Annotated in this window: 11 protein-coding genes; 6 read left to right on the top strand and 5 right to left on the bottom strand. The window is 40.8% G+C overall.

The genetic code is table 11. From position 1 onward, the window contains the following. Positions 1–165 precede the first annotated feature (165 nt). The 3 genes from MHB66_RS18520 to MHB66_RS18510 are packed head-to-tail and all read left to right on the top strand — an operon-like array spanning position 166 to position 4,375. Positions 166–2,025: a beta-glucoside-specific PTS transporter subunit IIABC gene (locus MHB66_RS18520; protein ID WP_046312654.1), complete on the top strand. Its 1,860-nt coding sequence runs from the start codon at positions 166–168 to the stop codon at positions 2,023–2,025. Positions 2,026–2,029: 4 nt separating this feature from the next. Continuing rightward, on the top strand, positions 2,030–3,496 hold the full coding sequence (locus tag MHB66_RS18515) for a glycoside hydrolase family 1 protein (RefSeq protein WP_046312656.1): 1,467 nt from the start codon (positions 2,030–2,032) through the stop codon (positions 3,494–3,496). A 30-nt stretch (positions 3,497–3,526) separates the two neighbouring features. Next, positions 3,527–4,375, top strand: coding sequence for a PRD domain-containing protein (locus MHB66_RS18510; RefSeq protein WP_034281420.1), 849 nt, complete (start codon positions 3,527–3,529; stop codon positions 4,373–4,375). Between the two features lie 97 nt (positions 4,376–4,472). Here MHB66_RS18510 and MHB66_RS18505 read toward each other — a convergent pair whose 3' ends face one another. The 5 genes from MHB66_RS18505 to MHB66_RS18485 form a co-directional block, all read right to left on the bottom strand. Then, entirely contained in the window at positions 4,473–5,651 is a 1,179-nt protein-coding gene (locus MHB66_RS18505; protein ID WP_046312658.1) for a Rap family tetratricopeptide repeat protein, read from the bottom strand. A gap of 655 nt (positions 5,652–6,306) precedes the next feature. Continuing rightward, entirely contained in the window at positions 6,307–7,068 is a 762-nt protein-coding gene (locus MHB66_RS18500) for an ABC transporter ATP-binding protein (protein WP_046312660.1), read from the bottom strand. Positions 7,069–7,081: 13 nt separating this feature from the next. Then, positions 7,082–9,409: an ABC transporter permease gene (locus MHB66_RS18495; protein ID WP_046312662.1), complete on the bottom strand. Its 2,328-nt coding sequence runs from the start codon at positions 9,407–9,409 to the stop codon at positions 7,082–7,084. Next, positions 9,406–10,659: an MFS transporter gene (locus tag MHB66_RS18490; protein ID WP_046312664.1), complete on the bottom strand. Its 1,254-nt coding sequence runs from the start codon at positions 10,657–10,659 to the stop codon at positions 9,406–9,408. Before MHB66_RS18490 ends, MHB66_RS18495 begins: the two co-directional genes overlap by 4 nt. A 69-nt stretch (positions 10,660–10,728) precedes the next feature. Then, a complete protein-coding gene (locus MHB66_RS18485; protein WP_046312666.1) occupies positions 10,729–11,379 on the bottom strand; it encodes a TetR/AcrR family transcriptional regulator in 651 nt (216 codons plus the stop codon). Positions 11,380–11,539: 160 nt separating this feature from the next. Between MHB66_RS18485 and MHB66_RS18480 the strand changes: the two genes are divergently transcribed. The 3 genes from MHB66_RS18480 (at position 11,540) to MHB66_RS18470 (ending at position 15,211) form a co-directional block, all read left to right on the top strand. Next, positions 11,540–12,652 (top strand): sugar diacid recognition domain-containing protein, encoded by a 1,113-nt coding sequence (locus MHB66_RS18480; RefSeq protein ID WP_046312667.1) that lies wholly within the window; start codon positions 11,540–11,542, stop codon positions 12,650–12,652. Between the two features lie 118 nt (positions 12,653–12,770). Further along, on the top strand, positions 12,771–14,042 hold the full coding sequence (locus MHB66_RS18475; RefSeq protein ID WP_046312669.1) for a GntP family permease: 1,272 nt from the start codon (positions 12,771–12,773) through the stop codon (positions 14,040–14,042). Between the two features lie 29 nt (positions 14,043–14,071). After that, positions 14,072–15,211, top strand: a complete 1,140-nt coding sequence (locus MHB66_RS18470; RefSeq protein WP_046312671.1) for a glycerate kinase — start codon at positions 14,072–14,074, stop codon at positions 15,209–15,211. Positions 15,212–15,244 lie beyond the last annotated feature (33 nt).

The raw sequence follows: 15,244 nt of genomic DNA, 5'->3' as shown, positions 1-15,244 counted from the left end.
ATATAATCAATATATACTAAAAACAAATCCAATATGAATAAATTAGACATGTGACTGGTCATGCAGGCAGGATCTAAAAACGATGAATTTCTTTTATTTGTCGTTTTAGGTCCTTTTTTTATTGCCAAAATATAGGTCTCATGTATGAGAAAAGGGGGAGAAAAAATGGATTACACACAAGTTGCCAAAGACGTTTTACAGCATATAGGCGGCAAAGAAAACATTGCGCACCTTGAGCACTGTTCAACAAGACTTCGCTTCACGCTAATTGATCAGAAAAAAGCAGATGTACCAGCACTAGAAAAAACACCAGGTGTCATAGCTGTCAGAATGTCAGGACAATGCCAAGTGGTGATTGGGAATGACGTCATTGAAGTGTATCAAAAGGTAACAAGTTTAATAGGCAGCAGCTCATCAAGCCAAGACGTGCCATCCAATCAGCCAAAAGAAAAGAGAAAAGCAGGCACAGTCCTGTTAGATTTCATTGTCGGTGTCTTCCAGCCTCTTGTACCAGCTATCGCAGGCGGAGGAATTTTAAAATCATTTCTTCTCCTTTTCTCTTTATTAGGCTGGATGGATGCAAAGGGACAAACCTATCAAATACTGAACATGGTAGGTGATGCACCACTTTACTTTCTGCCTTTATTAGTTGCTGTAACGACGGCGAATAAACTAAAAGTAAACCCACTGGTCGCATTATCAGCAGTCGGTGCGCTCCTTCTGCCGAACATGACAGCAATGCTTACAGAAGGTGCACAATTACTGTCATTCGATGTAAAAAATATAGCTTATGCGTATCAAGTGTTTCCGGCAATCCTTTCTGTATTGCTTTACGCTCAAATGGAAAAATTCTTTACGCGGTTTTCACCAAAACCAATTCGAATTTTCTTCGTTCCAATGATGTCATTGGTCATTACTGTACCAGTTACGTTGCTTCTATTAGGACCGATTGGTTTTACAGCAGGACAAGGTTTTTCATCAATTATTCTTGCAATGTTTAATACAGTAGGCTGGGTAGCTGTCGCAATTTTAGCAGCGGTCCTCCCATTCATGGTTGCTTCAGGCATGCACAAAGCAATGGTCCCTTATGCAGTCACAACGATGGGAACCCTTGGGAAAGAAGCACTTTATTTACCGGCATCACTTGCGCATAATATTGCGGAAAGTGGAGCGTGTTTTGCTGTGGCACTTCGAACAAAAGACAAGGTACTCAGATCAACAGCCATTTCGGCAGGGATTTCAGCCTTTTTTGGTATCACAGAGCCGGCGTTATACGGTGTAACACTTCAAAATAAGCGAGTCCTTGGAAGTGTTATGATTGGTTCGTTTGTTGGCGGAATTTTCATTGGTTTAGTTGGTATACAAGCCTTTGTGCTTGTTGGCCCTGGATTAGCAAGCATGTCGATGTTTATATCAGATGAACTTCCGCGAAATCTGATGTTTGCTATCATTGGAGCAGTCATTTCATTTATTGTCGCATTTATCGCTGCTTTTGTATTAGGTAAAGATCGAACAGTAGAAGAAAAGACAAAGGACCAAGCTGCATTTGCTGAACAAATTGGAGCAGGAGAAACTTTCAAAAGCCCTGTGATTGGTCAAATGATCTCTCTATCTGAAGTAAAAGATGATATTTTTTCTTCAAAGGTCATGGGGGACGGAATTGCCATTGTACCTTCAAAAGGAGCACTTTATGCACCAGTAGATGGTGAGGTGACCTTGCTGTTCGAAACAAACCATGCGCTTGGTATGAAAACGGACCAAGGGGTTGAAGTATTATTCCACATCGGCATTGACACTGTTCAGTTGGAAGGACAGTATTTCCATCCAAAAGTGCAGGCAGGAGATCGTGTTCAAGCAGGAGATTTATTGATTGAATTTGATTTAGAAAAAATCATGGAAGCAGGATATGATCCAATAACACTTGCTGTAATCACAAATACAGATCAATATGATATTAAGGTACAGCCATTACAAGAGGTCAATCGTCAAGATACATTGATGGTTGTTACACAATTAGGAGGCTAATCATATGACAAAAATCAAAGGTTTTCCAAAAGGATTTTTATGGGGCGGCGCCATTGCGGCTAACCAGGCAGAAGGCGCCTGGAATATAGATGGAAAGGGACCGTCTGTTGCAGATATTGCAATGTACCGTTCCAACTTGAGTGTAGAAGATTATGAAGGTCATCTTGCTGTTACCACTGAAAATATAGATCGTGCAATGAAAGATCCAGACGATAAAAAATATCCAAAACGCAGAGGTGTCGATTTCTATCATCACTATAAAGAGGATTTGGCTCTCTTTGCAGAAATGGGATTTCAAACACTTCGGATTTCTATTGCATGGAGTCGTATCTTCCCTACTGGAGAAGAAGCGGAACCGAATGAAAAAGGGCTTCAATTTTATGATCGTGTCTTTGCAGAAATGAAAAAACACAACATAGAACCGATCGTGACTCTCTCTCATTATGAAATGCCTTTAGCGCTTAGTGTGAAATATAATGGCTGGGTTGAAAGAAAAGTCGTTGATCTCTTTGTGAAGTTCGCCAATGTATGTTTTGAACGATATAAACATGATGTGAAATATTGGCTCACCTTTAATGAAATTGATAGTATTCACCGCCACTCTTTCATTACAGCAGGAATTATTCCTGATCGCTGCCCAGAAGGAAAAGTGGAAGAAACGGTGTACCAAGCACTTCATCATCAATTTGTCGCATCTGCTCTCGTAACAGCAGATTGCCATCGCATCATCCCAGGCAGCCAGGTAGGATGTATGCTGACAAAATTGACAACGTATCCGCATACGTGCCACCCGAATGATGTGGAACAAGCTTTGAAACAAAACTTAGAAAACTATTTCTATGCAGATGTTCAAGTGTTTGGCGAGTATCCGCCACTGATCAAGCGCATGCTTGAGAGAAAAGATATTCATATTCAAATGGAAGCAGATGACCTTACCATTTTAAAAGAAAACACAGTAGATTTTATCTCATTCAGCTACTATATGTCTTTAACGGAGTCAGCCCAAGAAGGATTAGAAGAGACAGAAGGGAACACAATTCGCGGGGTTAAAAACCCTTATCTTCCTTCAACTGACTGGGGCTGGCAAATTGATCCGGTTGGTCTGAAAATTTCTTTGATCGAATTGTATGATCGTTATCAAAAACCTCTTATCATTGTCGAGAACGGCATGGGTGCAAAGGATGTAGTTGAAAGTGATGGCTCTATCCATGACGACTATCGTATTAACTATTTTAAAGAGCATTTCCGTCAAATGAGAGAAGCGATTGAAGAAGGCGTCGATCTCTTTGGATATACGAGCTGGGGCTCGATTGATATTATTAGTGCAGGTACATCACAAATGTCAAAACGCTATGGCTTCATTCACGTCGATCAAGATGATGACGGGAACGGGACATTAAAACGATCTCGAAAAGATTCATTTTATTGGTACCAAAAAGTCATTGAGACAAATGGTGAATCGCTTGATTGAACACCACAATCATGAAAACAGGTGATGACGATGTTTAAAATCAAAAAAGTTTTAAACTCGAGTGTGGTCCTGGCTGAAGATCAGAACCAACAGGAGATGGTATTGTTCGGCCGAGGAATTGGCTATGGACAGAAACCAGGTCAAATGATAGAAGAGAAAAAAGCGGACCAAGTCTTTATGTCAGTTGATAACATGAGAGCAAAAGAATTTCTTCAACTGTTAGATTCAATGCCTCAGGAGTTTATCGATTTAACTCAGCACATCGTCCAATATGCAGAAAAACGTTTAAACTCAACTTTAAATTCAGGTGTTTATTTTACCTTAATGGATCATTTGAATTTTGCAGTGGAACGTCATAAAAAGAATATTAATATTACGAATCGCGTGTATTGGGAAATCAAAAACTACTATACGGAAGAATTTGAAGTAGGGAATTACGCACTTGAGTTAGTCAATGACACATTGGGCATACAATTACCAAAAGAAGAAGCTGCTAATATCGCCTTTCACTTAATTAATGCATTAGGTGAAAAATCCGATTCGAAAGATGGTATGAAATATGCCAAGATGATCGGGAGTATTGTCAATCTTGTGCGCTATACATTGAATATGAAAATGGATCAAGAGAATATTCATTACAGCCGGTTCATTACACATGTGAAATTCTTTGTAGAAAGATTTTATGCTGATAAATTATTATCAGATCAAGAAAATGAGTTGTTTGAACAAATTGCACACTTATATCCTCAAGCGATGGATGTTGCTTTTAAGATCAAAGACTATATTAAACAGGTGCATAGTATCGTCATTCCTAATGATGAGCTTACTTATCTTGCGGTACATATACACCGCCTCATATCTTATCAGCAACTAAAATAAATGTGGAACCACTTGCCTTGATGAGGCGAGTGGTTCTTTGTATGACCAATGTTTATATTAAGTTCCGATAGGTCGTTCTGTTGTACCAGGATTTTCATCATTTAATGAATTGAAAGCCCCTGTTTGTCCTAAAACAACGATGGTTAAAGCGATAATCAATAAACTCATTTTTTTCATTAGAATTCCCCCAGTCAATGATAGGATGTTTCATGCGATCAGCTTCCTTTAAGAAAAGATAGGCTTGATGAATTGCTCCCAGCTCTTCAAAGTATTTTGCAGCTAATGCACTTAATTCACAGGCTCCTTCAGCATCCTTTAATTTTTTAAGAATGCTGATTTCATCGAAACAGGCTTGAGCTTTTTGAGCCATATCTTCAGTGAAATATAGATGGTAAAGCAAATTCATTTTTGCTGTATAGATGGGGCATTTCTCTGATTCATGTTTTTGGTTCACCAATTCGAAGTAATAGAGAGCTTGTGTCCTTTCATCGATAGAAAGCAGCTCTTTCATTAACATGTACATGGAGTGATGAAAGTAACACGAAGAGAGATAGTCTTCATCACTAAGAGCCTTTTCTAGGGCATCGATACATTTTTTTGATTCGCCAGCTTCGGCGTACAAAATGCTGATATTATGATAAAGCTGTGATGTTAGAAAATGATCGTTGAGACTGTCTGCGATGTGTAATGCTTTTTTGTAGTAGTCTTCTGCTCTTATAAAGTCACCAATGTCCATATAATTAGCAGCGGCGATGACAAAGGCTGCAGCTAGTCTTCTCTCATATCCTTCATGACTTTTGAAAATATCAATAGCATTCTGAATGTAGTGTAGAGAAATCAGGCTTTGACGAAGCAGCATATATAAGTTGGCGATTTTCGTATGGAATTCTGCTACTTCTATTTCATCAGGAATGTGTTGTAGTTTTTTCTCGGCAATTTTAAACAGTCCAATGGCAGATGCATAGTCTCTTTTATATGACGCGTAAAGGGCTTTGTATAGGTAAAAATAGTATTCAATTAAGTCGTTTGTTTTAGAGGGGCAATCTGGTTCTGTCTGTTCCTTCAGTTTTGTACCTCTTCGTTCATATAACATGAGCTTATACTTGCCTTCTAGCAATGAGTAATAGGTCAAGACCTCCTGATTCTCTTCCATTTTTTGAAGTAATTCTTTTAATTCTGTATACATTGCTTTTGCACTGTGTACATCATGCTTGCGAATTGCAATTCTCCAATCATTTAAACGATTCCCCACCTGTTCAGCAGAAATGATAGCCATGGAAATTTCACCTCTTTAAGATCCTTTCACCTGTTTCATAAAAAACGATATCACAATTTTTGGAAAAATATAATCGTTTCTGTGAAGTGATTGACAAGAGGTAATAAAAGGGACCTAAGGTCATGTGATGTACGATATTGTAAGGGTAATTGCTTGTTAGCACAAATGAATAAAATCTCTTTTTGGAAGTCTAAAAAAGGAATATATACAATGGATTTTATGATAATGAACGAAAATATCACTCGTATATTTGGAATAAAGAAGTTTTAGCTATTTCAGAGGGAAAATGGAAGGTCGATCTAGGAAAGAAAATCATGTAGGATGTTGCTAGATCATGAGATAAGAAACTGATAGATGCAGCCAAAAGTAAGTATTAAACACAAACTTAGACCTTTAGAAAGGATGTTGAAATGAAAAAAAGATTTCCAAGTTTAAATAGACAAATCACAGTCATTATCGCGACTCTGTTACTTGTTTTAGTGACTGTCTATATGTCAAAGAGATACTTTTATAGCAAAGAAATTGAGCTACTGACAGAATCTTGTCAACAAGCTGGCGGCAAAATCATCTTAGAAACAAATAGTTTGTCTATGGATTACTCGTTTGAGTGCCAAAAAAAATAGAACAGGCAGTTTCCTGCCTGTTTGTTCTCAAATTAAAAACCTAAATCTTGCAGCCATTGATTTAATCTCATTTCTCGATTCTCGGCAGTTGAGTGATCATATCTTCCTAGTTGTAAACTGGCTACAATTTCCCCGTCATTCATAAACATGATTCTTTCAGAACGAAGAGCCACCTTGGGGTCATGTGTGACAAGCAGCAGTGTTGCTCCTTCAGCGTGGATACTTGAAAAAATATTCATCACTTCCTTCGTTGTACTGGAATTAAGAGCACCTGTTGGTTCATCAGCGAAAAGTATGTCTGGTTCATTCATGAGCGCTCGGCAGATAGCGGCTCTTTGAAGCTGTCCTCCCGATACTTCTGTCAAATATCTATTTGCCAAATGATCAATATCGAGTTTTTTCATTAAATATTGAGCTCGTTCATTCAATTCTTGTCTTGGCTTTTTCTTTGCTAAATAAGCTGCAGCTATGATGTTGTCAAATAAATTAAGATTTTTTAATAAGTGGCTGTGCTGAAAGACAAACCCCATCTCTGTTAAGCGCAGAGCAGTTAACTGTTTGTCTGTCATTTCTGATAGTGATCGGCCTTTATATTCGATCTCTCCTGTTGAAGCTGTTTCTATGCCGCTAAGCTGATAAAGTAATGATGTTTTCCCGCATCCAGAAGGTCCCATAATGGTCACGAATTCCCCATGCTTTATCGATAAATGAATATCCTTAAGAATGGTTTGTTTTTGTCCTTTTAATGAATTGATATGCAAAGACAATCGCTTCGTTTCAATCAAGTGTTCCATGTGAAACATCTCCTTATAAAAGTGTTTGCCTTGTCGTTTGACTAGAAAAAAACGTCTTCAATAACCAGGTGGTCAAAGCTAAATTGACAATAAATAGTGTAAACGGGTACACAACTGACACCCATTGTGGTGACAGCCACTGGAGGCTCGACGCCCCTAATGTTGCTCCTCCTATACTCATCAAAGCAGGACCAATGGTATTGACCGCGATTGTTCCAATAAAGGCGCCAAAAGAGAGAACAGCGATAAAACTCGTTATATATTGTACTGTTATATCTGTTATAGAAAGTCCAATTGTTCTTAGCATGTGGTTTCGGCTTGAATCTTTCGCCTTTAACATGTGCAGAAACATGAATAGCATTAAGCTGGCGGTTCCAAAGGCAGCTAATGCAGCAAAAAATGCAATGACTTTTACAATAGCTGCTGTGCTGCCGATCGTTTGATGAACGTATTCTTTCATATCTGTCACTTTTGCAGGAGATATCTTCTTTTCAAATACTGTCTTTTTCTCTGCGATATTTACTCCTGGTTTTAGTTGGATTTGAACGGTTTGCCAAAGAGCTGTTTGAGGAAATGGCTGTGATATTGCTTTTGCTGTTTTGCCTCCATTTGTCACGTCCTGATAAATACCTGTTACCGTTCTTTGGATTTTATGCCCATTAGTTACGAGAGTGATTCTTTCTCCTATCTTTTTCTGAAGTGAATCTGCATTTAATACGGATAAGGCAATTTCTTCATTCTTTAAAGGCTGCCGTCCTTGTAAATAGTTGAGGGGAAATGCTGAGAGCTCACCTGTTTCTAAGTAGAGCGTTTCTAATGTGTTCTCCTTTGATTTCACCTGAAGAGAAGTAGTTTTATAGATGGCTGCTGTTTGTATGCTCTGATCTTCACGAATCATTGATTCTATTTCGTTTGTATTTTTCGCTAGATGATTTCCTTGGCGTATATCCATTCGAAGGTCACTTTTACCAGAGCCAAGGTATGTGATGAAATCCGGTGATTGTAAGGTATGCCATAGCTGAATAGGCATGAGCATTAAAAATGTACAGAGTGCAATAATACAAGAAATCGTTGTGTACAGCTTCTTTCGTGATATCAGATCTTTTAAACCAAGCCAAATATTGATCGGTATGAACCTGCTTTTCTTGAGGTGCATAGGTATTCTTTTCTTTTGACCCAGTGGGTTGATAACGCCTTGAAGTGCTTGAGCAGCTGATATTTGACCAAACTTTCTTAAGACAGCATAGCTGAAAGAGATGACGATCATTGCCGTCGCAATAGAAACAAAAAGCGGGATTAACCAATGAGCAAAAGAAGGCTGATTCCCCATGTAACGGTGGATATTGGTTGTAAACATATCACCAAATATAAGCGTTAACACATATCCTGCTATACACCCTGCACAAGCAAGCGCGGCATACTTACCAACGTATAATTGCTTGATTTTTGTTAAAGGGATCCCAAGCACCTTCAGTATGCTAATTTCACGTTCATCCTCTTCTATTGAAGCCGTCATAGCAAGATGGAGTGAGAGAAGGGCTATACTGATGAGCAGCAGGCAAACAAGCAGGAGAATGGCAATGACCATTCCATCTGTCAATGCATTCAGCATACGCAGTAAAGGTAATGTGACAGATGGACCTTGTTGTGGCAGTTGTGATGATTGATAGATGGCTTGAAAGGTATCTGTCTGAGCGGCATCATGTAGTAAAAATTCGATTAAGTACTCTTTGTGATGAAACACTTGATTTATTGCATACCAATCCTCGTTATGAAGAAGAAATCTTTTTGAACTGACAAGACTGGGGTTCATTTGTGCATCTCGCAAGAACGCTTTGATGCGAAAGGTGAATTGATTAGCTCCTTTCTCAATCAGTAACGTTTCACCTATGTTGAGCTGATACTTTTGTTGAAAATAAATTGGGACAGCCACTTCTCCTTTATTGACAGTGAGCTTTTCGTTTTGTTCATTTAAAAGAAAATCAAAGTTGCGATTTTGCTTCACAAATAAATGATCCATCACACCTGCTTTGGCAGGCTCATGTCCGAACCTGATGTTTGCATGTTCAATTGGTATCATTGGGACGATTTGATGGGCTTTTACCATGGACTGCTTGCTTGAAAATGCTTCAATGTCTTTTTCATTTAGGTCGCCGTCATGCATTTGGACAAAGTCTGGCGCTTTGGCAGAATGGAGCAGGTTAGAAATGGAACCATTCAGCTGTACGATCATTTGAGCTGCACTTGCTGCGAGAAATGAAGTCATCATGATGCAAATGGTTAAGCCGATTGCAATAAGGCGGTGACGGGTTAAGTCTTTCTTTATAAACGCTAATCTCATGAGGCTGATTCTCCTTCATGCTGAAGCATATTTTTTGTTAAGCAGGCTAGTGCAAACATGAAAGTACTGACGATGAGCACCGTCACATACACGGTGGCTGAAAACGTATTGAACAAGAATCCATACATCATTTGGCCAAGCGGAGCAGCACATTGAGAAACCATTGTCAGATTGGCCATCACTTTTCCCAACTGATGATTTGGTGTTTTCTTTTGAACATGTGAAATCACAACGATTGAGATCATAGTCAGCAGCATAGCAATTGGAAGGCATCCTGCTAAAAAGAGAAAATAAGCTGGATAAGTGCCAAATTGAAGAGCTGTTTTGGATGTTGAGAACGCCACAGGCAGCAAGATGACTGCGATGACAAGAAGCCAGCGATATAAAGTAGGAATGCGCCAATGCTTCGCTACAAGTCCCACTAGCAGAGCCCCTGCGATGACAGCGAATTCAATCAAGCCCATGCCTATTCCATACATGATGTCACTGCTCTTCATTGTGACCCTTAAAATGATTGGTCCCCCAACAATAAAAAATGGTGTAAGGATGAAATTTAACATTGCAGCAAGCAGCATGGCTCTTTTTAAAAATGGCTGGCTGCCAATATAAGAAAATCCTTGTTTCATATCTTTTATGAGCACTTTGCCCATAGACTCTGTCAGCGGGCTAGGGAAGAAGGAAATGTTTAACCTTAAAAGCATGCAGGCTGATAGGAAAAATACGATGGCACTTGCACCGATGATGGATTGGCTTCCAATCATTCCGTATAGAACTCCTCCGATAATAGGTGCGAGAACACCTGAAAGTGCCTGAACGCCATTGACGATGCCGTTTGCTTGTTCTAATTGCTCTTGTTTCACTAGCTGTGGAATGCTGGACATGACAGCGGGAGCATAGAACGTACTCATCACGCCAAGCAGTATCATGACAGCTCCGATCATATAGAGTGAATCATTTCCCGAAAATAACCAAAAATAAAAGGCAAGAATCATCATGCCGGTGAGGACATCAAATAAAATCATTAAGTTCCTTCTGTTAAACCGGTCAGCGATTGCACCAGCTAACGGGGAGAGAAGGAGCGGGATATTGGATAAAGCGAAAAGTAAGGCATATAAATTAACTCGGTGCGTCATATCCAGTACGTGTAAAGATAGAACAAACCGAATGAGAGAAGATCCGAAAACGGAAATAATCTGTCCGAGAACGAGGTAGATAAAGTGGGATGAGCCTCTTTTGGATAACAAAGACATAAATATCACTCTCCTTTTAGACCGACCGTCAGTCTATGATGTATGCAGGATTGGTATTGAAGTGACCAATCACTGATTATTTTCATCCAGCTCTCCAGATAATCGCTTCAGCAGGAATGAAAAGCTCCCCTTTTTTGCATGCAATGAGGATTCGAGTATATCGATAAAAGCTAAAGCGCGTTGTATACTTTCTTCGGCTGACCATTGAAAAAGGCCTTCATCAAATATGACCTGTGCAGAAGCAAGAAGGAATTCAACCGTCTCTTGCGCATACTTCGTTTTGAATGTCCCTTCCTCTACACCTTGCTGAATAACATCTGCCAACACGGGTGATAGTTCTTTAATGGCTTTGATTAAGCTTTTTTGATGCATTTCTGCATTAGAAGGCTGATGGAACTGATCGATCATACCCTGTTTATGGCTTCCTTGCTGAGGTGATTGCGCCATGATGATACGAAATAGTTTGTCAACGACTGGAAGGTCTGGCTCAGCCGCAATACGCTTTGCCACGATGATATCTTCTTTGATGATTCTGTCAATAATGGCATCCATTACTTCTTCTTTGGATGCAAAGTAGTAGTAAAAGGTGCCTTTTGCAATGCCAACGGCTTTTAATATGTCAATAATCGTTGTTTTCTGATAGCCTTTGGTTGAAAAAAGCGCTTCGGCTGCGTTTAATATGTCATTTTTACGTTCCTCAGGATGTTTAACGGTTCTCATAAAGCCATCCTTTCTTTTAACTAGACTGTCGGTCGGTTCTTGATTTGATTAAACACTTTTCAGGGTGACTTTGTCAATGGCTGGTTTTTAAACACTTTGCGTTTATTGTTCAAAGACACTATGATACATTGAATGAAAAAACCTTCAGGGGAGATGGCAAATGCAATTTTTGACCAGTGAATTGGCTCAAGAAATGGTTGAACGTACGATGCATATTTTACATAAAAACATCAATGTGATGAATGCAGATGGTGTCATTATTGGTTCTGGTGAACGAAACAGGATTGGCCAGAAACATGACGGTGCACGGCTTGTGCTGACAAGCGGGAACAGTGTGGAAATTGACCAGGAGACCTCTTTGCGCTTAGAAGGGGTGAAACCTGGGATTAACTTGCCTATCTGCTTCCATGAAAAAGTAGTTGGTGTGATTGGAATTACTGGTGAACCAGAGGACATTCGGCATCATGCCGAGCTGGTGAAGATGGCAGCAGAACTGGTGTTAGAGCAATCTTTCCTTCTTGAACGGGTTCAATGGCGTCATCGAATAGAAAGTGAAATTGTCAATCAGCTGATTTCATATTCTGATGCTGGGGATCATCAGCTGAAAAATCGAGCGGCTTGGCTGGGAATGGATTTAGACAAGCGCCGAATGGCTATTGTTTTTCAGCCAGTTCCCTCCTCAGAGGATGCTGTTCATAAATTGATGCATGCGATTCAATATGATAAGAAGGCAGATGATTTACTTGGCATGACCTTTTGTCATGAATTGATTCTTTTAAGTCAGCCCATACCTGACCATCGAGTAAAGCAGGCGGCAGGTCATCTGCAAAAAACAATGCAAAGAGCAGTAGGAAGCCAAGTGTTAGTGGGGATAGGGACTGTCGCTGAAGACATCAGCCAGCTGCCCATTTCTTTTCAGCATGCGAGAGAAGCCCTGAGGTTAGGGAAGGCTCTTGATCCGGAGGAAAGTATGTATTTCTTTGAGTCTTATCAACTGGAAAGCTTCTTCATGATGGCGGGAATTGCTGAAAAGAACAGTCGATGGACTGACTTTTACAAGCCTTTGACACAAGAAGCAGAGCTCGCCCATACATTAAGGGTTTACATTGAAGAGGGCGGTGATTTGCAAAGAATTGTTGATCGTTTATTTATTCATCGAAATACATTGCGTTATCGTTTAGACAAAATTCAAGGATTGACCGGAAAAGACCCTCGTCATGTAAAACAGTTAATCGAGCTTTATATGGCGCAGCTAATGACTCAACTATCTTGATTGTGCAAATGCACAATTCGGTAGAGTGGTCAGTTAAAAAAGTTCATCCAGATTCACAACACAATCCCTTTGGGTAAACGCTTACAATTGGAGAAAGATATTTTTAGGGGGATTGAGAATGGGTGGAGATGTGACGGTAAGTACTCTGGGAGCCATGGCGGCGCTTGTGATCGCGATTGTTCTCATTCTAAAAAAAGTATCACCTGCTTATGGCATGCTGGCAGGTGCATTTATAGGCGGATTGGTTGGCGGTGTAGACATTGTTCAGACCGTCAACGTTATGATGGAAGGTGCTAAGGACATGATTCCGGCTGTCCTTAGAATTATGGCCGCAGGTGTACTGGCTGGTGTTCTCATTGAATCAGGTGCAGCGTTATCTATCGCTGAGGCCATTGTGAGAAGGCTTGGTGAGGCGAGGGCACTATTAGCACTCGCTCTTGCAACAATGATTTTAACAACAGTAGGCGTTTTTGTAGATGTTGCGGTTATTACGGTAGCGCCAATCGCACTTGCTATTGCCAAACGCGCAAAGCTCTCAAAAACGGGAATTCTCCTTGCTATGATTGGAGGAGGGAAGGCAGGAAATATCATGTCCCCGAATCCGAATGCTATTGCCGCTTCAGACGCTTTTGGTGTATCTCTGACTTCAATGATGGCTGCAGGAATCATTCCGGCTGTGTTCGGGTTGGCGATTACATATGTATTAGCTAAAAAGCTTGCAAACAAAGGGACACCCGTTCTTGAAGAGGAAACTGGGCAAAATAAAGTTCAAATACCTGCCTTTTTTCAAGCACTGGCTGGTCCGCTGGTTACCATTTTATTGTTGGCTTTAAGACCGCTTTTTCAAATCAATATAGACCCAATGATCGCCTTACCGATTGGAGGGATTGTAGGTGCTCTTTTCATGAAAAAAGGGAAATTTCTCAATGATTATGCGATGTCGGGGCTCCATAAAATGTCAGGTGTCGCGATCATGTTATTAGGGACAGGTACACTAGCAGGAATCGTATCGAATTCGTCCTTAAAAGATGTGTTTATTCAGGCACTGGATGCCTCGGGTTTACCTCCATATTTACTTGCGCCAACTTCAGGAATATTTATGTCAGCCGCGACCGCTTCGACAACAGCAGGAACGGCGGTCGCGAGTGGTGTGTTTAGCGGAACGCTGATTGGGCTTGGTGTATCTGCTCTTTCAGGGGCAGCCATGATTCATGCTGGCGCAACAGTGCTTGACCATATGCCGCACGGGAGCTTTTTCCATGCAACAGCAGGAAGTGTTCAAATGGATATCAAAGAGCGTTTGAAGCTCATGCCTTTTGAATCGTTAATCGGTTTGACGTTAACCGTTGTATCAACCATTATTTTTGGCGTTTTCCAGCTGTTTGGCTGAGGACATGACAAGAAAAGAGGGGCTTTAGGATGAAAATTGTGATCGCACCAGATTCATTTAAAGAAAGTTTGTCTGCTTATGAGACAGCATGTGCCATTGAACGAGGATTTCGTTCTGTTTTGCCAAACGCAGAGTATATCAAACTGCCAATGGCAGATGGAGGAGAGGGGACCGTTCAATCGTTGGTTGATGCGACGGGCGGACACATTGTTCATCAAGTGGTCACGGGCCCGCTTGGTGAGCCAGTGAATGCCTTTTTTGGCATGTTAGGAGACGGTCAGACTGCTGTCATAGAGATGGCTGCAGCCTCTGGTTTACACCTTGTCCCGCGAGAAAAACGTAATCCGTTATGGACGACATCGAGAGGAACGGGTGAATTAATACTTGCAGCGCTGGATATAGGAGCGAAGCATGTGATCATTGGGCTTGGCGGAAGTGCAACAAATGATGGCGGTGTTGGGATGATGCAAGGATTAGGTGCAGCTTTCCTTGATAAAACAGGACATCCCCTGACGTCAGGCGGCGGGGCACTTCATCAATTAGCTTCAATTGATTTATCTGGACTCGATCCAAGACTGCAATCCGTCCGTCTGGAGGCGGCTTGTGATGTGGATAATCCTTTAACGGGTGAGAGAGGAGCGTCTGCTGTTTTCGGTCCTCAAAAAGGAGCAGATGAAGAAATGGTTCAAGTGTTAGACAAGAATCTGGCTCATTTTGCACAAGTAGCTGAAAAGCAGTTCAATGTCTCTTTTGGAGATGCAGCAGGGGCAGGAGCGGCAGGAGGGCTTGGTGCGAGTTTATTAGGCTTTTTACAAGCCGATTTGCAAAGAGGAATCGATATTGTGCTGAAGGCTGTTCATTTTAATGACGTCATCAAGGAGGCAGACCTTGTCATTACGGGAGAAGGCCGAATTGACCGGCAGACCATTTATGGAAAAACGCCAATCGGTGTAGCAAAAGCAGCGAAGCAGTATCATCTGCCTGTGATTGGCATCGCAGGCTCTCTTGCAAATGACAGTGCAGTCGTACACGATCATGGAATTGATGCACTGTTTAGTATCGTTCCAGGTATTACCTCTCTTTCTGAGGCGATACAAGATGCGAATCTTCATGTAGAGAGAACGGCTCGGAATATCGCGGCTGCGTTAAAAATTGGAAGAAAGAAGTAAACGATGAAAAATGTTTCCTTTTCTATCACATTC

This window comes from Bacillus sp. FSL L8-0167, assembly GCF_038630295.1.
In the GTDB taxonomy this organism is placed as follows: domain Bacteria; phylum Bacillota; class Bacilli; order Bacillales; family Bacillaceae; genus Bacillus; species Bacillus safensis.
The sequence above is the reverse complement of the archived record's forward strand: the minus strand, read 5'-3'. Positions and strand labels throughout refer to the sequence as shown.

Excerpts from the sequence above, each read along its gene's own strand:
- MHB66_RS18485 (WP_046312666.1), bottom strand. The coding sequence starts at position 11,379 with ATGAGAACCGTTAAACATCCTGAGGAACGTAAAAATGACATATTAAAC.
- MHB66_RS18490 (WP_046312664.1), bottom strand. The coding sequence starts at position 10,659 with ATGTCTTTGTTATCCAAAAGAGGCTCATCCCACTTTATCTACCTCGTT.
- MHB66_RS18495 (WP_046312662.1), bottom strand. The coding sequence starts at position 9,409 with ATGAGATTAGCGTTTATAAAGAAAGACTTAACCCGTCACCGCCTTATT.
- MHB66_RS18500 (WP_046312660.1), bottom strand. The coding sequence starts at position 7,068 with ATGGAACACTTGATTGAAACGAAGCGATTGTCTTTGCATATCAATTCA.
- MHB66_RS18510 (WP_034281420.1), top strand. The coding sequence starts at position 3,527 with ATGTTTAAAATCAAAAAAGTTTTAAACTCGAGTGTGGTCCTGGCTGAA.
- MHB66_RS18475 (WP_046312669.1), top strand. The coding sequence starts at position 12,771 with ATGGGTGGAGATGTGACGGTAAGTACTCTGGGAGCCATGGCGGCGCTT.
- MHB66_RS18515 (WP_046312656.1), top strand. The coding sequence starts at position 2,030 with ATGACAAAAATCAAAGGTTTTCCAAAAGGATTTTTATGGGGCGGCGCC.
- MHB66_RS18520 (WP_046312654.1), top strand. The coding sequence starts at position 166 with ATGGATTACACACAAGTTGCCAAAGACGTTTTACAGCATATAGGCGGC.
- MHB66_RS18470 (WP_046312671.1), top strand. The coding sequence starts at position 14,072 with ATGAAAATTGTGATCGCACCAGATTCATTTAAAGAAAGTTTGTCTGCT.
- MHB66_RS18505 (WP_046312658.1), bottom strand. The coding sequence starts at position 5,651 with ATGGCTATCATTTCTGCTGAACAGGTGGGGAATCGTTTAAATGATTGG.
- MHB66_RS18480 (WP_046312667.1), top strand. The coding sequence starts at position 11,540 with ATGCAATTTTTGACCAGTGAATTGGCTCAAGAAATGGTTGAACGTACG.